The organism is Pantoea sp. DY-5 (assembly GCF_019795955.1).
Taxonomy (GTDB): Bacteria; Pseudomonadota; Gammaproteobacteria; order Enterobacterales; family Enterobacteriaceae; genus Pantoea; species Pantoea leporis.
Map to the genome: position 1 here is coordinate 961,191 of NZ_JAIMIE010000001.1, position 20,557 is coordinate 981,747.

Below are 20,557 nucleotides of genomic sequence, written 5' to 3' on the forward strand. Positions count from 1 at the left end.
CGAGGTGACCGCCTGAAGATATTCATTAGCCTTGATGGCTATTGATGTAGTCGATCGCTGCCTGAACGGTAGTGATTTTCTCAGCTTCTTCGTCTGGAATTTCAGTATCAAACTCTTCTTCCAGAGCCATTACCAGCTCAACGGTGTCAAGAGAATCTGCACCAAGGTCTTCAACGAAAGAAGCAGTGTTAATCACTTCGTCTTCTTTAACACCCAGCTGCTCAGCTACGATTTTCTTAACGCGTTGTTCGATATCGCTCATACTATTTAATTTCCTATCAAAACTCGCTTTCGCGATGGTTTTCGTAGTGTATAAAATGTTGAAAAAGATGCAACAAAATCCCGGCTGGTCGAACCACGATTTTGCGTTATTCTGCGGTGTTTACCGCAGATAAAGCAAATGTTTTCGTGATTATCAGACCATGTACATGCCGCCATTGACATGAAGCGTCTCACCCGTGATGTAGGCTGCTTCGTCAGAGGCTAAGAATGCAACAGCATTGGCAATCTCCTGCGGGTCACCTAAACGACCTGCGGGAACTTCTGCCAAAATACCCGAACGTTGATCTTCGTTCAGTGCACGCGTCATGTCCGTCTCGATAAAGCCCGGAGCCACGACGTTTACAGTAATGCCACGTGACGCAATTTCTCGCGCCAGTGATTTGCTAAAGCCAATCAAACCTGCTTTTGCTGCCGCATAGTTTGCCTGACCCGCGTTACCCATGGTCCCAACTACAGAACCGATGGTAATGATACGGCCCACGCGTTTTTTCATCATGGCACGCATAACCGCCTTAGAAAGACGGAAGACAGATGTCAGGTTGGTATCAAGGATATCCGCCCACTCATCGTCTTTCATGCGCATCAACAGATTGTCACGCGTAATGCCTGCATTATTGACTAAAATGTCCACTTCGCCAAATTCGGCGCGAACTTGTTCGAGGACGCTCTCAATTGAGGCGGCATCAGTGACGTTCAGCAGCAGGCCTTTGCCCTTGTCGCCGAGGTAAGCACTGATTGCTTCCGCACCGCTTGCACTGGTGGCGGTTCCCACCACTTTGGCACCGCGCGCAGCCAGCGTTTCCGCAATGGCACGACCAATTCCACGGCTTGCACCGGTAACCAGCGCTACTTTACCTTCAAAGCTCATGTTTTTCCTCTTATTCCTGTGAAAGTGCAGCGCTCAGTGAAGCAGAATCGTTCACCGCAGCGGCACTCAGGCTGTCCACAATACGTTTGGTCAGGCCGGTCAGGACTTTACCTGGACCGACTTCCAGCAGCTGCTCAACGCCCTGCGCAGCAATAAACTCGACCGATTCGGTCCAGCGCACGGGGCTATACAGCTGACGGACCAGCGCGCTTCGAATCGCAGCACCTTCAGTTTCACACTTCACGTCGACGTTATTCACCACCGGCACCGAAGGCGCACTGAAGGTGATCGCTTCGAGCGCCACCGCCAGCTTATCGGCAGCAGGTTTCATCAACGCACAGTGCGATGGCACGCTGACTGGTAGCGGCAGTGCACGTTTGGCGCCGGCAGCTTTACAGGCTGCACCCGCACGCTCAACCGCTTCTTTGTTGCCCGCGATAACCACCTGGCCTGGCGAGTTGAAGTTAACCGGTGAAACCACCTGACCTTGAGCGCTCTCTTCGCAGGCTTTGCGGATGGATGCATCATCCAGGCCGATAATCGCCTGCATGGCGCCAGTACCTTCCGGTACTGCTTCCTGCATCAGTTTGCCGCGCAGCTCAACCAGTTTAATGGCGTCAGCGAAATTCAGCACACCGGCACAAACCAGCGCCGAGTATTCACCGAGGCTGTGACCGGCCATCATGGTTGTCTGCACCGCATTTTTGCTCTGTAATACGCGATAGATAGCAACAGAAGCCGCCAGCAGCGCAGGCTGCGTCTGCCAGGTTTTATTCAATTCTTCAGCCGGTCCCTGCTGGACCAGCTGCCATAAGTCATAACCCAGCGCATCTGAAGCTTCACGGAAAGTGGCTTCAACCTGCGGGTTTTCAGCGGCCAGCTCGGCTAACATGCCGACGGTCTGCGATCCCTGTCCTGGGAAAACATAAGCAAATTGCGTCATCTTTCGTTCCTGTCAATCAAAAGCGAACCAGCGCAGAACCCCAGGTGAAACCGCCACCAAAGGCTTCCAGCAGAATCAGTTGTCCCGGCTTGATACGGCCATCGCGCACCGCTTCGTCCAGTGCACTTGGCACTGACGCGGCAGAAGTATTACCGTGACGATCCAGCGTGACCACAACTTTTTCCATGCCCATGCCGAGCTTTTTGGCGGTTGCGCTAATAATTCGCAAATTCGCCTGATGCGGCACCAGCCAGTCGAGCATTTCACGATCAAGATTGTTGGCTTGCAGGGTTTCATCCACAATGTGCGCCAGTTCAGTCACGGCCACTTTGAAGACTTCATTGCCCGCCATCGTCAGATAAGCAGGCTCATCCTGATGGGCACGATCCTGATACGGCAGCGTCAGCAGTTTGCTGTAACCGCCGTCGGCGTGCAGATGGGTAGAAAGGATGCCTGGCTCTTCGCTTTGACTCAGCACCACCGCGCCCGCGCCATCACCAAACAGAATGATGGTGCCGCGATCGTTAGGATCGAGCGTACGTGCCAGCACGTCTGCACCGATCACCAGCGCATGTTTTACCGCACCATTTTTAATGTATTGATCGGCAACGCTCAGTGCATAGGTGAAGCCCGCACAAGCAGCGGCCAAATCGAAGGCAGCGCAATCGTTAATCTCCAGCATTTGCTGGATCATGCATGCTGAACTTGGGAAGGCATGGCTGGAAGAGGTGGTCGCCACAATGATCAGGCCAATTTCGCTCGCATTCACACCCGCCATTTCCAACGCGCGCTGTGCTGCGGTGAAGCCCATAGTAGCAACGGTTTCTTCCGGAGCGGCAATACGACGCTCACGGATGCCGGTACGGGTGACAATCCACTCGTCCGTCGTCTCGACCATTTTTTCCAGATCCGCATTGGAGCGAATCTGCTCAGGCAAATAGCTGCCCGTACCGATAATTTTGGTAAACATCTACGCTTTGTCACTCCTGGCTAATACAGTGTCAAGGCGCGCCGCAATCCTTTCAGGGACTTGCTTTCGCACCGTCTGCTCTGCCTGCTCTATCGCCACGGCAAATGCACGTTGATTCGCCGCACCGTGGCTTTTGATCACTGTCCCGCGCAATCCTAACAGACAAGCGCCATTGTACTGGTCGGGGTTGAGATGGCCGAAACGCTTCGCCAGACGCTTTTGAATCCAGCGTCCCAGCAATGTTAGCCACCAGGCCCGTTTTTTTCCTTCCTCTGACGATTTAATCAGAGACAGGAACATTCTTACCACGCCTTCCATGGTCTTCAACGTGACGTTACCAACGAAGCCATCACAAACCAGCACATCCGTCTTGCCGGTGAGGAGATCGTTCCCCTCAAGGTATCCAATATAGTTGATTTGCGGTGACGCTCGCAGCACCGCAGATGCGGCGCGGATTGTTTCCAATCCTTTGGTCTCTTCCTGACCGATATTCAGCAGCGCAACACGCGGCTGGGCGATCTCCAATACTTCTTCGGCCATCACTGCGCCCATGATCGCAAACTGCACCAGCATGGCGCTGTCGGATTCAACGTTAGCGCCGAGATCCAGCACCACCGTTTTGCCATGCTGCTGATGCGGCAACACCGTCATCAACGCCGGACGCTCAATGCCATCCAGCGGTTTTAATAGCATTTTCGCCAGGCCCATCAGTGCGCCGGTATTTCCCGCACTGACACAGGCTTGTGCTTTCCCCTCTTTGACCAACTCTAACGCCACACGCATGGAACTGCCGCGGCTGTTACGAATCGCCTGAGAAGGTTTGGCATCACTTGCAATAACCGATTCGGCAGGAATAACCTGCACACGCCTCTGTAACGAGGAATCCGCTTTGGCAAGAAATGACGAGATGATGTCGGGATCGCCGACCAGAAGAAGAACCAGCTCCGAATGAGAGGCCAGTGCCTGCAAGGCTGCAGGCACTGTCACGCAAGGACCGAAGTCCCCGCCCATGGCATCAACTGCCAGGGTCAAACGTGTCAAGGTATCGCCTTGTGTAATCGCGAGGATTACTTGGTGATAACCTTGCGACCGCGGTAGTAACCATCCGCAGTGATATGGTGACGCAGATGAGTTTCGCCAGAAACTTTATCTACTGACAGAGCAGCAGTGGTCAGCGCATCGTGTGAACGACGCATACCACGCTTAGAACGGGTTGGTTTATTCTGTTGTACGGCCATGGACCTTACTCCTATTACTTACGCTTTAAACTGGCTAATACGGCAAAGGGATTTGGTTTTTCTGCCTCTGGAGGCAATTGACCAAATACCATGTCCGCGTCGGACACTTCACAGTGTTCAGAATCATGCACCGGAACCACGGGCAGCGCGAGGATGAGCTCATCTTCGATCACTGCCAGCAAGTCGATCTCACCAAAATCATTGACATCAACTGGCTCGTAGGCTTCCGGTAGTGCCTCGGCCTGTTCATCAGAAGAGACAGGACTGAAGCAATAGCTTACGTGAACATGACGTGGAAACGACTGGTTGCAGCGTTGACATGACAGAGTCACCTGCACTTCGGCTGTTCCTTGCAGAACGGCGAGGCGCTGGTTATCAACCGCAAACGACATATCGCATTCAACTTCACTGTCCACACTCACGACCGTTTCGGCCAAGCGCGCCACCAATTCAGGTGCATAAACACCATGATAATCAAGGCGTTTTTGCGCGGCGCGGACCGGATCGAGCGTCAGGGGTAATTTTACCTTTTGCATAGGGCGCGCATATTAACTTTGTAACGTCATAGAGTCAAAGAAAAAGGCCGGTTTACGGCATCTTTCACCCGTTAGTCGCATCCAGTGCGGCGCATAGTTTAAAATGACTGCCATCTTTACGCTATCTATTCTGAAAAAAAATGACGACACCTTTGGTTTTAGCTTCTACCTCCCCTTTTCGTCAGGCGCTGCTAAGCAAACTGGGCCTGCCTTTTATTACCGCCGCTCCCGATTGCGACGAATCCCCGCTGCCGCATGAATCAGCCTCCGAGCTGGTGCAGCGGCTGGCATTAGCCAAAGCGCAGGCGCTGGCCGCACGTTACCCGGACCGCTGGATTATCGGTTCCGATCAGGTTTGTGTATTGAATGGCGAGATAACCGGTAAACCGCATACCGTGGAGAAGGCCTGCCAGCAACTTGCGGCCGCCAGCGGTAACGCCATCACCTTTTATACCGGCCTGGCGCTTCTGCAACCGCAGAGCGGCAAACAATCGGTCATTTGCGAACCCTTTACCGTGCATTTCCGCCAATTGAGTAACGAAGAGATTCGCGGCTACGTCGAAAAGGAACAACCGCTGCAGTGCGCCGGCAGTTTCAAAAGCGAAGGATTGGGGATTTGTTTAATTGACAGGCTGGAAGGTCGTGATCCCAATACCTTGATTGGCTTACCGCTGATCGCGCTAAATGAGATGTTAAGAGCGGTGGGCACCAACGCATTGTGTTGATGCCCCTATCATCAGGCTTTTTTCTGACGCAGTTGCGCGAGGCAGTGTTTCAGTGCGCCATCCAGTGGCGCTTCCATCCGCAGCACTTCTCCGGTGTTGGGATGGGTAAAGGTCAACGCTGCCGCATGCAGGAACAGACGCGACAAGCCCGTCGAACCCAGCTGTGCATCAAAGTCGCGGTCGCCGTAACGATCGTCAAAAGCGATCGGGTGGCCACCGTGCAGCGTATGCACACGAATCTGATGGGTACGGCCCGTCACCGGGCTGGCTTTCACTAGAGTCGCGAAACCAAAACGCTCTTCTACTTTAAAGCGCGTCTCGGAAGGTTTGCCCTCCGCACTCACACGCACCACGCGTTCGCCGCTCTGCAAAATGTTCTTCAGCAGCGGAGCCTGCACCACTTTCAGATGCGACGGCCAGTCACCGCGCACCAGCGCCAGATAATCCTTCTGCATGCCCTTTTCGCGCAGTTGCTCATGCAGCGAGCGCAAAGCAGAACGCTTCTTCGCCACCAGCAGAATGCCAGAAGTATCACGATCCAGACGATGGACTAACTCAAGGAAACGCGCTTCCGGACGCAGCGCACGCAGCCCTTCAATCACGCCAAAACTTAATCCGCTGCCACCGTGCACCGCAGTGCCCGACGGTTTATTCAGCACCATCAGGTAATCATCTTCATACAGAATGGCATTGGTGAGCGCCGCCACTTTATCCAGTTTCGGTGAAACCGTGTTCTCTTCGCGTTCGGCAACCCGCACCGGCGGAATACGCAGCTCGTCGCCCTCCTCTAGCTTATATTCAGGTTTGACGCGCTTTTTATTCACCCGCACTTCGCCTTTACGCAAAATGCGATAAATCATGCTTTTCGGCACGCCCTTGAGCTGGGTGCGCAAAAAGTTATCAATTCGTTGTCCGGCATTTTCAGCCGTGATGGCGACATACTGTACGCCGTGATTCTCTGTTTTCATGGCGGCGATTCTAATTAGTGTCCCTGGATAGCGCCACCCCTTTTTCTGTGCTTAACTCTCTCTTTGTCGCGTGATGAAACGGTGAAAATGGCGACATTTTCAGCGATGCGATGATTAGCCCTGCAAATGAACAGGTTATGGATGAATAAACTTCTCAGCTTGGCAAAAGTCGCCTTGCTTAATGTTGGTTAGCAATGGAATAATGCAAGGGTTTCTGCCCTGGAAAGATTCAGGCAGGAAAAAGAGCGAAATAAGTCATTTTGCCGGATTGAACGGACACGCAGCAATGGCGTAAGACGTAATGTTAAATCAGGCACTTAGCGGGCTGCGGGTTGCGGCCTGGACGACAGACCAGGATGTGTGGATTTTTGAATACTCTGTAACATTTCCACCTTCAGGCGCTGGATTTCCTTATGAAAAACAGGCCACCGACAAGATTTGCGCCCCTTTAGCCGCCGACAACCGTGAGGTTGACGTCAGTGCATTAAGACACGGGGCCATCGGTTGATTCTCGTCCAGGGTAACGATGCCCGCAGCTAGATCACTCATGTGAGAATAACGAGTAAGTCACGATGAAAAGAATGTTAATTAATGCAACTCAGCAGGAGGAGTTGCGCGTTGCCCTGGTTGATGGACAACGTCTGTACGATCTGGATATTGAAAGTCCTGGACACGAACAGAAAAAAGCCAACATATACAAAGGTAAAATCACCCGCGTTGAACCCAGCCTTGAAGCTGCATTTGTCGATTACGGTGCAGAACGTCACGGTTTCCTCCCTCTGAAAGAAATTTCCCGCGAATACTTCCCCGCCAATTACAACGCACATGGTCGTCCGAATATCAAAGATGTGCTGCGTGAAGGTCAGGAAGTTATCGTTCAAATTGATAAAGAGGAACGCGGTAATAAAGGTGCAGCACTGACCACCTTTATTTCTCTGGCAGGTAGCTATCTGGTATTGATGCCGAATAACCCACGTGCCGGTGGTATTTCACGCCGCATTGAGGGCGACGATCGTACCGAATTAAAAGAAGCACTTTCCGCACTGGAACTTCCAGACGGCATGGGATTAATCGTCCGCACTGCGGGCGTGGGTAAATCTGCCGAATCACTGCAGTGGGATCTCAGCTTCCGTATGAAGCATTGGGAAGCCATTAAGAAAGCCGCAGACAGCCGCCCGGCGCCTTTCCTGATCCATCAGGAAAGCAACGTTATCGTGCGCGCCTTCCGCGACTATCTGCGTCAGGATATCGGTGAAATCCTTATCGATAATCCAAAAGTACTGGAACTGGCCCGTCAGCACATTGCTGCACTGGGTCGTCCGGACTTCAGCAGCAAAATCAAACTCTACACCGGTGAAATCCCGCTGTTCAGCCACTACCAAATCGAATCGCAGATTGAATCCGCCTTTCAGCGTGAAGTGCGTCTGCCATCAGGCGGATCGATTGTTATCGATAGCACCGAAGCCCTGACGGCGATTGATATCAACTCCGCACGCGCTACTCGCGGCGGTGATATCGAAGAAACCGCGTACAACACCAACCTGGAAGCGGCCGATGAGATTGCTCGCCAATTGCGTCTGCGCGATCTCGGCGGCCTGATTGTTATCGATTTCATCGACATGACGCCAGTGCGCCACCAGCGCGCGGTGGAAAATCGTCTGCGTGAAGCGGTACGTCAGGATCGTGCGCGTATTCAGATCAGCCACATTTCACGCTTCGGCTTGCTAGAGATGTCGCGTCAGCGTCTGAGCCCGTCACTGGGTGAATCCAGCCATCACGTCTGCCCACGCTGCAGCGGAACCGGCACCATCCGTGATAACGAATCGCTGTCGCTGTCTATTCTGCGTCTGATTGAAGAAGAAGCGCTGAAAGACAACACTAAAGAAGTGCATGCCATTGTTCCGGTTCAGGTCGCCTCTTACCTGCTGAACGAAAAGCGTGATGCCGTTAGCGCCATCGAAAAACGCCAGGGCGGTGTGCGTGCCATCATCGTGCCAAACGATCAGATGGAAACGCCACACTACTCGGTACTGCGTGTTCGTACTGGCGAAGAGACGCAAACGCTGAGCTATCACTTACCGAAACTGCACGAAGCGGAAATGGCGCTGCCTTCTGAAGAAGAGCACGCTGAGCGTCGTCGTCCGGAGCAGCCAGCACTGGCCGCCTTCGCGATGCCTGATGCGCCGCCTGCGCCGGTTGAAGTGGTGAAAGAGTCTCAGCCAGCAGCTGAAGTGAAAACCAAACCAGCAGTTGCTGCGCCTGCAGTAACCAACACTGGTTTCGTCGCTCGCCTTCTGAGTGGCTTGAAGAAACTGTTTGCCGGTGATGCGCCTGCTGCGGCGCCTGCTGAAACTAAGCAGGAAACCCCAGCAGTTGTTGCCGCTGAATCTGAAAATACCCAGCAGCGTGGCGAACGTCGTAACAATAACAACCGTCGCAACAACCGTCGTGAACGTACTCCGCGTAATGGCGAGAACGGTCAGGTGCGCGAAGGCCGTGAACCGCGCGAGCCGCGTGAAGCACGTGAGCCACGTGAAGCCCGCGAACCGCGTGACAATCAGGACAATCGTCGCAACAAGCGTCAGAACGAGCCGCGTGAAGCGCGTTCAGTCCTGAGCGATGAAGCGCTTGAGCAACGTGATGAGCAGCAGCAACAGCGCCGCGAACAGCGTGCCGATCGCCAGCGTCGTCGTCAGGAAGAAAAACGTGCTCAGCAGCAGGATCAGAAAGCCGCTGAACCGGTTGTTCAGGCGCCTGCGGTTGACGAAAACGTTGAGCACGAAGAAGAACGCGTTCAGGTCATGCCGCGTCGTAAGCAGCGTCAGCTGTCACAGCGCGTGCGTGTGGGCGATACCACTGAAATTGCTGCCGCAGCACCAGTGGTGCATGAAGCCGCCGTTGAAACTGCGCCGCGCGCTCAGTACAACGAACATCCTGAAGCCAGCAATGACGAGCAAGATGATAGCGATAACCGTGATAGCGCCAACATGCCGCGCCGTTCACGTCGTTCTCCGCGTCACCTGCGCGTGAGTGGTCAGCGTCGTCGTCGTTATCGTGACGAGCGTTACCCAACGCAGTCTGCAATGCCGCTGGAATCTGCTGCTGCTTCACCAGAAATGGCGTCAGGCAAAGTGTGGATCTCTTACCCGGTTGCGCAAGCGCAGGAAGAGTACAGCACGCAAGATGCGATGCATGAAGTGTCGGATTACGGTTACCAGCAAACACCGGATGCCGAGACTCAACCCGCTGCCGCCGTTGAACCGGCCGTTGAGCAGGTTGCCGCTGAAGAAGCCGTACATCAGGTTGAACCGCAGGCGCACACCGATGTGCCCGTGGTGAATACGGATGACGTCACGCCGATTGCCGTACCCGTTAACGAAGAGCCATCAGTGATCTCTGCTGCTGACGAACAGGTTGCACAGGAAACCGCGGCTGAAGCGGAACCGGCTGCCGTGGCTGAAGAAGCGAAGCCTGAAGTAAGCGAAGTGGCTGCAGTTGCTGAACAGGCGCCGGTGGATGTATCGCCAGCCGTTGAAGCTCAGGTTGAAGACGTGCTGGCTGCGCCAGTCGCGGCTGAAGCCGAAGTCACGCCAGTCACTGAACCTCATGCGCCGGTTGCGGCACGTGATACCGCAGTGACCACGGTTGAGACGCGCTTCAAGCATCACGCGACTGCACCGATGACTAAAGCCCCAGCGCCGGCGTGGGAACCAGAACCGGTTCGCAACAGCGACTGGGTCCGTCCAGCCTTTGGCTTCGAGGGCCGCGGCTCAGCCGGTGGTCACAGCGCGACGCATCACGCTACCGCACCGGCAACCCGTCCGGAAAGCGCGTAAGCTCTGGCAAGTCAGTCAACATCAAACCCCGGCCAGTCCGGGGTTTTTTATTGCCTGCGGTCGCCATTTATGGCAACCAGAATAACAGGCAAAAAAAATCCCACAGCCCCGAGAGGCGGTGGGAGAAACTAAGCGCACCCGGTTAAAGTACGCTCAAAGGTTCAGGTCAATTACGAATTAAGCTGGAACAGTGACAGCTTCGACATATCGGTGAAGGTCTTATACGAAGCTTGCAAGGCCGTTTGTTGCATGGTGTAGCTTGAAATGGCTTGGGTGTAATCAACCTGCACCAGATCCGTCATTTGCGATGCCATAATGGTGTCACGGTCATCACCCTGCGCGTCCAGCGTATCGAGTTCAGCCAGCTGTGAGCCCACGGCTGAACGCACTGCCAGCACGTTGTTCAAGGAGTTGCTCAAGCCACGGTTGGTTTTATCCATGGCATCCTGGAAAACCTGCTTGGTTGCATCATCAGCATCATCCTGCGGCGTTTTTAACGCTGCAATTGCACTATCGAGCATGTTAAACAGATTGGTCTCGCTGGCACTGCCGTCCGGCTCGGCTTTCGCGTTGCTGGTTATCGACATAAATACTGACGATCCTGTGCTACTCACCGCCATCGTGCGACCATCATCGACTTTCTGCGTAATGGCATCCGCGCCACCCACATAAGTGACACCGGCCGGCGCACCGGCATCGCTGAAAGGTGCGACATCAGTCTGATAGCCCGCAAAAATGTATCGTCCATTACCATCACGGCTATTGGCCTGGTTAAGTAATTGCGAGCGAATGCCTTCTAATTTGGTGGCAATCGATGCGCGGTCATCGTCACTCAGCGTACCGGTAGAACCATACACAATCATGGTCTGCGCATCCTGGATGCTGCTGGTCACGCTGGAGAGTGCGTTCTCTTCCATCGACAAGCTCTGATCGGCAAAGCTGCGTGCCGTGGCATATTGGGTACTTTTCGCCTGCGATTGCGAAAGCACGACGGCACGTGAGGCGGCGATAGGATCATCTGAAGGATTGCTGACGCGCAGTCCGCTAGAGAGCTGTTCGCCTACTTTTAACCAGGAAGCTTGCGAATCAGTAATCCCGCGCACCTGCTGGTTGAAAATCATATTGGTACTAAGACGCATGGTTTTTATCCTCTATGCTTAGCCGCGGATGCCCATCAGCGCATTGAAAATGGTACTCGCTGTTTGCAGCACTTGCGCGTTCGCCATATAGAACTGCTGATACTTAGTCAGATTTGAATACTCTTCATCAAGGTTGACCCCTGAAACTGACTGCTGGCGATCGCTTAGCTGTGTCACCACGTTTTCTTGTGTGGTGCTGGCCGTTTCCAGCGTGCTGGTTTTGTTACCGACGCTGCTAACAATACTGGCGTAAGCCTGAGCGATGGTCGCATTACCATTCACCAACTTACTATCCTGCAGATCCAACAATTTCTGCGCATTACGGTTGTCACTTTCACCGCTGGTTGCGCTGGATGCCGCAGCAATTTGCGACTCATCGGTGATCGCGACCGACATGCCCGCAATGACGTTTTGTACCGGTTTGACCAGGAAACTGTCTTTAGCATTGGGCGCGGGTGATGTGCTCACTGTCAGTTTCAGGCCATCAAAGTTGAGGGTGCCGTCGGTCGCATCTGGTGTAACGCTAAACTTCACGTTGTCTGACATGCGGGTCACAGACCAATTACTACCGTCATAACTTACGGTGTAGTTAGAGGCTTTCATCGCGCTGGTGTCTGACCATGCCGCCGTAACGGTAGCCGCTGAGGTATTTTTGCTGTTACCCACCACGGTTGGCGAACCGATATTAAAGAAGTTGCCCCCCTGGTCGCCGTTGCTGTCATAACCTTCGCTGTGCACGGTATTAAAGCTGGTGGTGAACGCTGCAGCTAACTGGCCGAGCTGATTTTGCGCGGTATCCAGATCCTGGGTGCGGAACGCCAGCAAACCGCCGAGTGAACCGGTGGTTAGCGTCTTCTCAGGGATTTCAACGTTACCCGCCTGCTTATCGACATAACCGACAGTGGTACGTGTTGAATCGCTGCTGGACGGCATCGCCACTAAGCTGGTGGAGTTTTTACCATTCACCAACGTCACACTGCCCATCGAGACAATATAGCTGCCGTCCTGCTGGGATACGTTCACGCCCACCACATTGTTCAGGCTATTCACCAACTGATCGCGCTGATCCAGCAAATTGTTTGGCGCCGCGCCACCGCCGGTGGTCAGCTTGGCGATCTGGCTGTTCAGGTCGGCAATCTGGCTGGTGAAGGTGTTAATCTGGTCGACGTTAGAGGTGATATCCGTGTTAACACTATTCTGCATATTGTTGAGATATTGCGCGGTGGTCTGGAATTGGTTCACCAGGCCTTGGGCGTAGCTCAGCATTGACTGACGCGCCGACGGATCGTTAGCGTTACTCACCACGTTCTGCACGTTGGTGAAGAAGCTTTGGATTGAGGTCGACAAGCTGGTGGTCGACGTCGACAGCAGATCGTCAATGTTGGAAATTTGGTTGTATTGCGTGTTCACTGCGCTGTAATTGGCGCTGGAGCCACGCAGCTGGGCGGTGATGAACTCGTCATACTCACGCTGTACGCCGGAGAGCGTTACACCGTTGCCGTAATAGCTGTTGCCCTGCAAGGTGCTGTTCGACTGCGACAAAATCGCCGTCTGACGCGAATAGCCCGCTACCGTGTAATTACTGATGTTGTTACTGGTGGTGCTTAATGCAGCCTGTGCGGCGCTCAGCCCACTCATCGCTGAGTTAATTATGCTGGACATCTCGGTTCCTTAATTTCCCGTTAACCGGGCTGGCAGTCATCAGTGCGATTGCGCGGACGAAGACGCCCGCGGCATATGATTGTTATCGGCGTGCTTAAGTGAAACTTGAGAGCAAAAATCAGAACAAATCGGTGATGTCGTTGCTGTACGCCTTCACCACTTTTTCGCCCATGTTTTTGAATTGCTGGATCATCCCCACCAGTTTCTGCGCATACTTTGGATCGGTAGCGTAACCGGCGGCCTGCAAGGCACGCGCGCCCTGCTCGGCACTCGGTGCGTTGGCAACGGCAGCATAACGAGGATTATTGGACAGCAGTTTGACGTAATCGCTGAGCGCTTCCATATAGGAACCATACACACGGAAACTGGCGCGCACTTTCTTCGCTGCCCCGCCTTCGTATTCGGTGGTCATGATATCGGTGGTTTCGCCCTTCCAGTCGCCGCTCGCCTTAATGCCAAACACGTTGTAGCTCGGCTTGCCGTCGCGCGTCAGAATCTGTCGCTGGCCCCAGCCGGATTCCAGTGCGGCCTGCGCCAGAATCAGGTGATGCGGAATACCGCTCTGCTGGCTGGCGACCTGCGCCGGCTGCGCCAGCTGCGCGATAAAGTCGTTGCTGTCGCTCGGCAAACTGCTGGGCGAGACCGGCAAACGCGGCACCGCCTTACGCACCATCTGCTCCAGCTGATTCGACGGCAGGTTGCTATAGATGAAGCTGTTATCCAGCTTCATCGGCACCGTACCGGCGGTCTCGTCCGGCTCCTGAGCGGGCTGCATCTGCTTAACGATGATATCGGCCATGCCGAGACCGCGTTTGCCGATCTCCTGCGCAATCTGCTGATCGTACATCGAGGTGAAAAGCCGCGTCTGATCGTTGCTCAGCAGGCCATCCTGCGGCAGCGCTGCACGCATGCTTTTCATCATCATCTGCACGAACATCCCTTCCACCTGCTTGGCCACCTGCATCGCCTTCCCTTTCGGGTCGGCGGCGGCTTCACGTTTCAGGTCGTTCAGCGAGCGGCTGTCGTACGCCGCATTCACCAGCGATTGCGTATCGTTCATCAGATAATTTCCAGTTTGGCGCGCAAGCAGCCTGCGCTTTCCATCGATTGCAAAATCGACATCAGCTCAATCGGTGACGCACCCAGCGCATTCAGTGCACGTACCACGTTATTGAGGTTGGCGCTGGCGTTAACCCGTTGCAGCGCGCCGCCACTCTGACGCAGATCGATCTGGGTATTGTTGGTGGTCACAGTCTGCCCACCCGCCAACGGCGTATCCGGCTGACTGACGTTCTGCTGCTGATTGACGGTAACCGACAGATTGCCCTGCGCCACCGCACAGGTGTTCAGCGTCACTTCGCGGTTCATCACCACCGAACCGGTACGTGAGTTAATAATCACCTTGGCATCTTCGAGCGGCACCGCAACATCAAGGTTCTGAATTTCGGCCAGCAGACGCACCTGAGAACTGTTATTCGGCGAGACGCGAATCTGCACAGTACGGGCATCCAGCGGCTGCGCCGAACCAATCCCACGGCTGTTGATGGCGTCGGCAATGCGCTGCGCCATGCTGAAGTCTTCATTATTCAGCTGCAGGTTAATGGTGTTCTGGCTACCAAAGTTGCTCTGCAGTTCACGCTCTACCGTGGCACCGCCGGTAATGCGACCTCCATTCAGTTGGTTAACCTGCACGCTGCTGCCACCGGCTGAAGCGCCGGCACCGCCGACCAGAATGTTACCCTGCGCCAGCGCATAAACCTGGTTATCGACGCCTTTCATCGGCGTCATCAGCAGCGTACCGCCGCGCAAACTCTTGGCGTTACCCAGCGAAGAAACCACCACATCAACGGTTTGCCCCTGACGCGCAAAGGTTGGCAGCTTGGCGGTCACCATCACGGCCGCCACGTTTTTCAGCTGCATATTGGTGCCAGCCGGCACAGTAATGCCGAGCTGGGAGAGCATGTTGCTCACGGTTTGGGTGGTGAACGGCGTTTGGGTGGTCTGGTCACCGGTACCATCAAGGCCCACCACCAAACCGTAACCGATCAGCTGGTTGTCGCGCACGCCCTGCACGGAGGTCAGATCGCGGATGCGGTCAGCATGCGCCAGTAAGCTGAAACCGAGCAGCATGCCAAGGCTCAGGCGGAGCAGAGTCGTCATATTCATTGTTACTACCTCTTACATCGGCGAGACGTTCAGGAAGAAACGCTGGAACCAGCCCATCGTCTGCGCTTCATTGATATAACCATTTCCGACGTACTCAATACGTGCATCGGCCACCTGCGTTGACAGCACCGCGTTGCTGGCGCTGATGGTGCGTGGGTTAACCACGCCCGAGAACCGGATAAATTCGGTGCCCTGGTTAATTTCGATCTGTTTCTCACCCACCACGCGCAGGTTGCCGTTCGACAACACCTGATTGACGGTGACGGTGATGGTGCCCGTAAAGGTGTTGTTGGCCGTCGCGCCACCTTTACCAGCAAAGTCATTTTTGCCATTGGCATCCAGCGTGGCTTTTTCGCCACCGGCACCCACCAGACCGCTCAGGCCGGTTGGTACACCTGTCACACCAAAACTGTTGCTGCCATCGCGGCTGGCATTGGCCGAAGAACTTTTGCTGGCGCTGACGTTTTCCTGCAAGGTGATCGTCAATGTATCGCCAATGTTGCGTGGACGACGATCCTCAAACAGCGGCTGATAGCCGTAGTTCAGCGGTGCGACGCCCTGAAAAATGGAACCGTTCACCACCGGCGGTGCGGATGGCGTCGGCTCTGCCGTAGTCGATCCCTGTACCAGTGGAGTGCGCGGAACCAGCGCACAACCGTTAAGCGTGAGTAGCAGCGTGGCTACCAACCAATGACCAGGCTTGAGAATCACTTGCTTCGCCACTTTTTGACCTTCTTCATGTTGCTTAATCAGGCCAGCAGAGCTGGCCCAACGACACCAGCATTACAGCTGGGTTAACTTCGCCAGCATCTGATCGGAGGTGCTGATCGCTTTACTGTTGATCTCGTAGGCACGCTGCGTCTGAATCATGGTGACCAGCTCTTCCGCCACGTTGACGTTCGAGGTTTCGACATAACCCTGATACAGCAGACCCGCGCCGTTCTGGCCTGGCGTACTCTGCGTCGCCGCACCGGATGCCTGCGTCTCCTGATAGAGGTTTTCACCCTGGCTGTTCAGACCCGCATCGTTCATAAAGGTGCTCAGCGTCAGCTGACCGACCTGCGCCGGGTTGGTCTGGCCCTGCTGCGTTACGCTCACCACGCCATCGCGCGAGATCGTGATGCTGGTGGCGTTGGCCGGAATAGTGATGCCTGGCTGTACCGGATAGCCGGCGTTAGTCACCAGCTGACCGTTTTGGTCAACCTGGAATGAACCATCACGGGTATACGCCGAGGTGCCGTCCGGCATCTGCACTTCGAAATAACCCTGGCCGTTAATCGCCACGTCTTTCGAGTTGCTGGTCTGCGACAGGTTACCCTGCTGATGCAAACGTTCGGTGGTGACAGGACGCACACCGGTACCGATCTGCAAACCAGACGGCAGCGTGGTTTGCTCTGACGACTGGGTGCCCGGCTGACGCAGGGTTTGGTACATCAAATCTTCGAATACCGCGCGCGAACGTTTAAAGCCGTTGGTACTTACGTTCGCGAGGTTGTTGGAGATGACGTCCATGTTGGTTTGCTGAGCGTCAAGACCGGTTTTGGCGATCCATAAAGAACGAATCATGGTGTTTTCCTTACGCCTTAGCTGCTCATGTTGAGCAAGCTGTTAGCTTTTTGTTCGTTTTCATCGACGTTGGAGATCACTTTCATCTGCATCTCAAAACGTCGGGCGTTGGCGATCATATCGACCATGGTTTCCACCGGCTTGACGTTACTGCCTTCCAGCACGCCAGGCATCACCGTCATGGTGGCATCATTTGCCAGCGCAGCGCCGCGCGTCGCCTGGGTTTGCTGATTAGGACGGAACATGCCGTCATCACCGCGCTGCATCTCTTTACCGGTGGCGCGCACCAGCTTCAGGCGACCAATCTGCACCGTGGCATTGGGTGCATCACCGGCGTTACGCGAGGTGATGGTCCCGTCTGCCGCGATGGTCAATTCAGCGCCTTGCGGGATGGCGATCGGACCTCCATCGCCCATTACGGGATTGCCCTGAATAGTCAAAATACCGGTCGCGCTGATCTGCATGTTGCCGTTGCGGGTATAAGCTTCAGTACCGTCAGCGGCACGCACCGCCAACCAGCCGTCCTGCGCGACGCCCACATCCAGCGTGCGGCCGGTGTTGTCCATCGAGCCCGGTGACATATCGGCGCCCGGCGTGGAAGCGGCAACCAGCGTACGCGTCGGCAGCGACCAGCCGCTGACCGGCACCGCGCGCAACGCGTTGAGCTGAGCACGAAAGCCCGGCGTTGAGGCGTTGGCGAGGTTGCTGGCCGTTACCGACTGCTGATCCAACGTCTGACTGGCCGCGCCCATGGCGGTATAAATTGCGTGATCCATAAAGCAATCCCGTTAGCGAATTAACGTAAGTTAACCAGGGTGTTAAGAATCTGGTCCTGAGTTTTGATGGTCTGGCTGTTGGCCTGATAGTTACGCTGCGCAACGATCATGTTCACCAGCTCTTTGCTCATATCGACGTTGGACGCTTCCAGCGCACCTGAAGTCAGGTTGCCGTAAGTACCGGTGCCTGCCAGACCAATAGCTGCCTGACCTGATGAGCTGGTGGCAGACCAGACGTTGTCACCTTCAGACTTTAGACCTTCCGGGTTAGAGAAACTCGACAAGACAATTTGTCCCAGAAGTTGGGTTTTTTGGTTGGAGTAAGTGCCGGTAATGGTGCCGTCATCATTGATGGTGTAGCTGGTCAGATCGCCAGGCTGATAACCGTCTTGCGTTGGGTTACCAAAAGTGGTCGCACCAGTGTTTTGCTGCAGGCTACCCAACATGCTCAGGCTGATGTTCATGCCATTCGCCCCGTTGGTGCCGTCCACAACCAGGTTTGCCAGGGAAGCGCTGGTGTCAGCAACACCCGTTGCAGTGATTTTCCCCACCTGCGTCAGCTTACCGTTAGCATCAAATTGCATCTGATAACCCAGGTTGTCACCGCCCGCAGTATTACCAACTTCATTACCGGTGGTGGAGTCAACCATATGCACGGTCCAGGTGTTATCCGCCGTTTTGATGTAGTACATGTCTAACTGGTGATCGTTACCCTGCGTGTCATACACCGTCATGGTGGTTTTCGCGTTGTAGCTATCAACGTTGGACTTATCAAACGGGGTGACTGTCGGGGTGGTGCTGGTGGAGTTCAGGTTGGCAACCTGGGTAGCAGTTGTTGTTGCACGTGCCCCCATCTGCGTGGTTGGAATACTCAGCGCCACTGGGTTGGCACCGGTCTGAATGGTTGGCGGTGTGCCGCTGGCCGGATAGCCGGTGACGTTCAGACCCTGGGTGTTCACCAGGTTACGGTTGGCATCCAGCGTGAACTGGCCGTTACGGGAATAGAACACGCCGCCGCTGGCGTCGGTCATGCGGAAGAAACCGTTGCCGCTCAGTGCCACATCCAGTCCACGACTGGTTGACGTTGTACTTCCATCACCAAAGTCCTGAATGACGGCGGCAACTTTGGTACCTAAACCCACGTTAGAGCCGGCAAACATATCGGCAAAAGCAATGGTGCTGGATTTAAAACCGGCTGTGGCGGAGTTGGCGATGTTGTTACCAATCACATCCAGATTGCTGGAGGCAGCATTGAGGCCGCTCACCGCTTGTGAAAAAGACATGTAATCTCTCCTGCTAAAAGGTTAATCAGAGAATCTGACGAATTTCATCGAGGGTTGCGGAGCCCATGGTGCCGAGATCCAGTTTTGTGGTGCCATCAGTGGTGCTGACGCCATTGACGTAGGCATAGTTCAGCGGCTGCGCCACCAGTTGCGTGCTGCCATTGCTGGCGGCCAGCGAAACAGAATATTTGCCATCCGCGGCGGTAGAACCGTCATCCAGCTTGCCGTCCCACGAGAAGGTGTGGACGCCAGAGCTCAGTTTGCCGAGGTCAATGGTGCGGACCGTGGCGCCGTTACTGTCTTTAATCGTGACACTGGTGGCCGTGGACGCTGTCGCCAGCTCAATGCCAAACGGCGTAGTCGTACCGCTGCCCACCAATACCTGCGAACCATTGACCATCACACCGTGACCAATCAGCGTTGAACTCTGCAGCGACTGGCTGGTAGTGATCTGGCCGGAGATGGATCCCAGCGTGGTATTCAGCTTTTCAATACCGCTTAGGGTGTTGATCTGTGCCAACTGCGTGGTGAGCTGGCTGTTATCCATAGGATTAGTGGGATCCTGGTTTTTCAGCTGCGCCACCAGCATGTTCAGGAACTGATTCTGCAGGTCGGCGGAAGAGTTACCGCTCGAAGCGCTACTGGAGGTCAGTACCGTTGGGTCCAGACTGTCTTTAATTCCTACTGCTACGCTCATATTCGTTCTCCGTTACTGACCGATAGTGAGAGTTTTCATCATCATTGACTTCACCGTGTTCAGCACTTCAACGTTGGCCTGGTAGCTGCGCGACGCGGACATGGTGTTAACGGTTTCGGACACCACATCAACGTTTGGCATCTTGACGTAGCCCTTCTGATCCGCCAGCGGATTGCCTGGGTCATACACCAGTTTTGCCGGGGTAGGATCGTTCACCACGCCAGCGACCTTCACGCCGCCGGTTGCTGCACCTTGTGCGGCGTCGGTCTGGAAAATCACCTGCTTCGCCACGTAAGGCTGGCCATCTGGGCCGGTCACGCTGTCGGCGTTGGCCAGGTTACTGGCGCTGACGTTGAGGCGCTGTGATTGCGCTGTCATCGCAGAACCGGCGATATCAAAGATATTCAGCAATGCCATGCTTATTGCCCCTGCAGAACGCTCATCATGCCTTTGATCTGGCTACTGATGAGGGTGAGATCGGTTTGGTATTTCAGGCTGTTATCAGCAAACTGCGTACGTTCGCGATCCATATCCACGGTGTTGCCATCCGCGGCGGGTTGATCGGGAATGCGGTACAGCAGATCCAGTGACGGCTGAGAGTTGGTTTGCGCTTCAATGTGGCGTGAGGACGTCACATTCAGCGCCAGACTGCTGCCTTCGGCGCGACCGTTTTGCATCACCTTGCTCAGCTGGCTGGCAAAGTCGATATCCCGCGCCTGGTAGCCCGGGGTATCGGCGTTGGCAATGTTTGACGCCAGGATTTCCTGACGCTGAGCACGTAGGTTTAACGCTTCAGTACCAAATCGCAGCGCGGCATCGAGTTTGTCGAGCATGCTTCCTCCGCGAATGAGAATTTCGAGCTGACAGCTTAAGTGGACAAATGCAAGGGTGATCGTCTGAAT

General features: G+C 54.8%; 22 protein-coding genes. 3 read left to right on the top strand and 19 right to left on the bottom strand.

The annotated features are described in order from the left end of the window. Window positions 1–25: 25 nt before the first annotated feature. From acpP to yceD, 7 genes are all read right to left on the bottom strand, one after another. A complete protein-coding gene (acpP, locus tag K5Y30_RS04510) occupies window positions 26–262 on the bottom strand; it encodes an acyl carrier protein (protein WP_007885774.1) in 237 nt (78 codons plus the stop codon). Window positions 263–415: 153 nt separating this feature from the next. Next, on the bottom strand, window positions 416–1,150 hold the full coding sequence (gene fabG / locus K5Y30_RS04515; RefSeq protein WP_007885776.1) for a 3-oxoacyl-ACP reductase FabG: 735 nt from the start codon (window positions 1,148–1,150) through the stop codon (window positions 416–418). Between the two features lie 10 nt (window positions 1,151–1,160). Continuing rightward, entirely contained in the window at window positions 1,161–2,093 is a 933-nt protein-coding gene (fabD, locus tag K5Y30_RS04520; protein ID WP_222210584.1) for an ACP S-malonyltransferase, read from the bottom strand. Between the two features lie 16 nt (window positions 2,094–2,109). Continuing rightward, window positions 2,110–3,063, bottom strand: coding sequence for a beta-ketoacyl-ACP synthase III (locus K5Y30_RS04525; RefSeq protein WP_222210585.1), 954 nt, complete (start codon window positions 3,061–3,063; stop codon window positions 2,110–2,112). After that, window positions 3,064–4,104: a phosphate acyltransferase PlsX gene (gene plsX / locus K5Y30_RS04530; RefSeq protein ID WP_008103068.1), complete on the bottom strand. Its 1,041-nt coding sequence runs from the start codon at window positions 4,102–4,104 to the stop codon at window positions 3,064–3,066. 26 nt (window positions 4,105–4,130) lie between these two features. Continuing rightward, window positions 4,131–4,301, bottom strand: coding sequence for a 50S ribosomal protein L32 (gene rpmF, locus K5Y30_RS04535; RefSeq protein WP_007885783.1), 171 nt, complete (start codon window positions 4,299–4,301; stop codon window positions 4,131–4,133). Window positions 4,302–4,315: 14 nt separating this feature from the next. Beyond that, on the bottom strand, window positions 4,316–4,837 hold the full coding sequence (gene yceD, locus K5Y30_RS04540; RefSeq protein ID WP_007885785.1) for a 23S rRNA accumulation protein YceD: 522 nt from the start codon (window positions 4,835–4,837) through the stop codon (window positions 4,316–4,318). Window positions 4,838–4,977: 140 nt separating this feature from the next. On the opposite strand from yceD, the gene K5Y30_RS04545 reads away from it, so the two are divergent. Next, window positions 4,978–5,562 (top strand): nucleoside triphosphate pyrophosphatase, encoded by a 585-nt coding sequence (locus K5Y30_RS04545; protein WP_222210586.1) that lies wholly within the window; start codon window positions 4,978–4,980, stop codon window positions 5,560–5,562. An 11-nt stretch (window positions 5,563–5,573) separates the two neighbouring features. Here the strand turns inward: K5Y30_RS04545 and rluC are convergent, their stop codons facing one another. Then, entirely contained in the window at window positions 5,574–6,530 is a 957-nt protein-coding gene (rluC, locus tag K5Y30_RS04550) for a 23S rRNA pseudouridine(955/2504/2580) synthase RluC (RefSeq protein WP_222210587.1), read from the bottom strand. 301 nt (window positions 6,531–6,831) lie between these two features. Between rluC and K5Y30_RS04555 the strand changes: the two genes are divergently transcribed. Together K5Y30_RS04555 and rne are read left to right on the top strand one after the other, a co-directional pair. After that, window positions 6,832–7,038: a hypothetical protein gene (locus K5Y30_RS04555; RefSeq protein ID WP_101760841.1), complete on the top strand. Its 207-nt coding sequence runs from the start codon at window positions 6,832–6,834 to the stop codon at window positions 7,036–7,038. 64 nt (window positions 7,039–7,102) lie between these two features. Then, a complete protein-coding gene (gene rne / locus K5Y30_RS04560) occupies window positions 7,103–10,366 on the top strand; it encodes a ribonuclease E (protein ID WP_222210588.1) in 3,264 nt (1,087 codons plus the stop codon). A 170-nt stretch (window positions 10,367–10,536) separates the two neighbouring features. Here the strand turns inward: rne and flgL are convergent, their stop codons facing one another. From flgL to flgB, 11 genes are all read right to left on the bottom strand, one after another. Continuing rightward, complete coding sequence (gene flgL / locus K5Y30_RS04565) at window positions 10,537–11,505, bottom strand: flagellar hook-associated protein FlgL (protein WP_137385556.1); 969 nt, start codon at window positions 11,503–11,505, stop codon at window positions 10,537–10,539. Between the two features lie 18 nt (window positions 11,506–11,523). Continuing rightward, window positions 11,524–13,167: a flagellar hook-associated protein FlgK gene (gene flgK / locus K5Y30_RS04570; protein ID WP_222210589.1), complete on the bottom strand. Its 1,644-nt coding sequence runs from the start codon at window positions 13,165–13,167 to the stop codon at window positions 11,524–11,526. A 118-nt stretch (window positions 13,168–13,285) separates the two neighbouring features. Further along, window positions 13,286–14,227 (bottom strand): flagellar assembly peptidoglycan hydrolase FlgJ, encoded by a 942-nt coding sequence (flgJ, locus tag K5Y30_RS04575; RefSeq protein WP_222181801.1) that lies wholly within the window; start codon window positions 14,225–14,227, stop codon window positions 13,286–13,288. Continuing rightward, entirely contained in the window at window positions 14,227–15,333 is a 1,107-nt protein-coding gene (locus K5Y30_RS04580) for a flagellar basal body P-ring protein FlgI (protein WP_101760846.1), read from the bottom strand. The genes flgJ and K5Y30_RS04580 overlap by 1 nt, the downstream gene beginning before the upstream one ends. Window positions 15,334–15,345: 12 nt before the next feature. Next, a complete protein-coding gene (locus K5Y30_RS04585) occupies window positions 15,346–16,056 on the bottom strand; it encodes a flagellar basal body L-ring protein FlgH (protein ID WP_097094260.1) in 711 nt (236 codons plus the stop codon). 60 nt (window positions 16,057–16,116) lie between these two features. After that, the gene (gene flgG, locus K5Y30_RS04590) at window positions 16,117–16,899 is read right to left on the bottom strand and encodes a flagellar basal-body rod protein FlgG (protein WP_007885801.1); all 783 of its coding nucleotides are present in this window, start codon (window positions 16,897–16,899) and stop codon (window positions 16,117–16,119) included. Window positions 16,900–16,916: 17 nt separating this feature from the next. Next, window positions 16,917–17,675, bottom strand: coding sequence for a flagellar basal body rod protein FlgF (locus tag K5Y30_RS04595; protein ID WP_101760847.1), 759 nt, complete (start codon window positions 17,673–17,675; stop codon window positions 16,917–16,919). Between the two features lie 20 nt (window positions 17,676–17,695). Next, entirely contained in the window at window positions 17,696–18,958 is a 1,263-nt protein-coding gene (gene flgE / locus K5Y30_RS04600) for a flagellar hook protein FlgE (protein ID WP_222210590.1), read from the bottom strand. 25 nt (window positions 18,959–18,983) lie between these two features. Next, a complete protein-coding gene (gene flgD, locus K5Y30_RS04605; RefSeq protein ID WP_110865917.1) occupies window positions 18,984–19,655 on the bottom strand; it encodes a flagellar hook assembly protein FlgD in 672 nt (223 codons plus the stop codon). Window positions 19,656–19,667: 12 nt separating this feature from the next. Then, window positions 19,668–20,072: a flagellar basal body rod protein FlgC gene (gene flgC / locus K5Y30_RS04610; RefSeq protein ID WP_064740862.1), complete on the bottom strand. Its 405-nt coding sequence runs from the start codon at window positions 20,070–20,072 to the stop codon at window positions 19,668–19,670. A 2-nt stretch (window positions 20,073–20,074) separates the two neighbouring features. Further along, on the bottom strand, window positions 20,075–20,488 hold the full coding sequence (gene flgB, locus K5Y30_RS04615) for a flagellar basal body rod protein FlgB (protein WP_008103091.1): 414 nt from the start codon (window positions 20,486–20,488) through the stop codon (window positions 20,075–20,077). Between the last annotated feature and the right edge of the window lie 69 nt (window positions 20,489–20,557).

Excerpts from the sequence above, each read along its gene's own strand:
- acpP (WP_007885774.1), bottom strand. The coding sequence starts at position 262 with ATGAGCGATATCGAACAACGCGTTAAGAAAATCGTAGCTGAGCAGCTG.
- rne (WP_222210588.1), top strand. The coding sequence starts at position 7,103 with ATGAAAAGAATGTTAATTAATGCAACTCAGCAGGAGGAGTTGCGCGTT.
- K5Y30_RS04545 (WP_222210586.1), top strand. The coding sequence starts at position 4,978 with ATGACGACACCTTTGGTTTTAGCTTCTACCTCCCCTTTTCGTCAGGCG.
- flgG (WP_007885801.1), bottom strand. The coding sequence starts at position 16,899 with ATGATTCGTTCTTTATGGATCGCCAAAACCGGTCTTGACGCTCAGCAA.
- flgK (WP_222210589.1), bottom strand. The coding sequence starts at position 13,167 with ATGTCCAGCATAATTAACTCAGCGATGAGTGGGCTGAGCGCCGCACAG.
- flgL (WP_137385556.1), bottom strand. The coding sequence starts at position 11,505 with ATGCGTCTTAGTACCAATATGATTTTCAACCAGCAGGTGCGCGGGATT.
- flgE (WP_222210590.1), bottom strand. The coding sequence starts at position 18,958 with ATGTCTTTTTCACAAGCGGTGAGCGGCCTCAATGCTGCCTCCAGCAAT.
- K5Y30_RS04525 (WP_222210585.1), bottom strand. The coding sequence starts at position 3,063 with ATGTTTACCAAAATTATCGGTACGGGCAGCTATTTGCCTGAGCAGATT.
- fabD (WP_222210584.1), bottom strand. The coding sequence starts at position 2,093 with ATGACGCAATTTGCTTATGTTTTCCCAGGACAGGGATCGCAGACCGTC.
- flgC (WP_064740862.1), bottom strand. The coding sequence starts at position 20,072 with ATGGCATTGCTGAATATCTTTGATATCGCCGGTTCTGCGATGACAGCG.
- rluC (WP_222210587.1), bottom strand. The coding sequence starts at position 6,530 with ATGAAAACAGAGAATCACGGCGTACAGTATGTCGCCATCACGGCTGAA.
- K5Y30_RS04595 (WP_101760847.1), bottom strand. The coding sequence starts at position 17,675 with ATGGATCACGCAATTTATACCGCCATGGGCGCGGCCAGTCAGACGTTG.
- flgJ (WP_222181801.1), bottom strand. The coding sequence starts at position 14,227 with ATGAACGATACGCAATCGCTGGTGAATGCGGCGTACGACAGCCGCTCG.
- flgD (WP_110865917.1), bottom strand. The coding sequence starts at position 19,655 with ATGAGCGTAGCAGTAGGAATTAAAGACAGTCTGGACCCAACGGTACTG.
- K5Y30_RS04555 (WP_101760841.1), top strand. The coding sequence starts at position 6,832 with ATGTTAAATCAGGCACTTAGCGGGCTGCGGGTTGCGGCCTGGACGACA.
- flgB (WP_008103091.1), bottom strand. The coding sequence starts at position 20,488 with ATGCTCGACAAACTCGATGCCGCGCTGCGATTTGGTACTGAAGCGTTA.
- fabG (WP_007885776.1), bottom strand. The coding sequence starts at position 1,150 with ATGAGCTTTGAAGGTAAAGTAGCGCTGGTTACCGGTGCAAGCCGTGGA.
- K5Y30_RS04580 (WP_101760846.1), bottom strand. The coding sequence starts at position 15,333 with ATGAATATGACGACTCTGCTCCGCCTGAGCCTTGGCATGCTGCTCGGT.
- yceD (WP_007885785.1), bottom strand. The coding sequence starts at position 4,837 with ATGCAAAAGGTAAAATTACCCCTGACGCTCGATCCGGTCCGCGCCGCG.
- rpmF (WP_007885783.1), bottom strand. The coding sequence starts at position 4,301 with ATGGCCGTACAACAGAATAAACCAACCCGTTCTAAGCGTGGTATGCGT.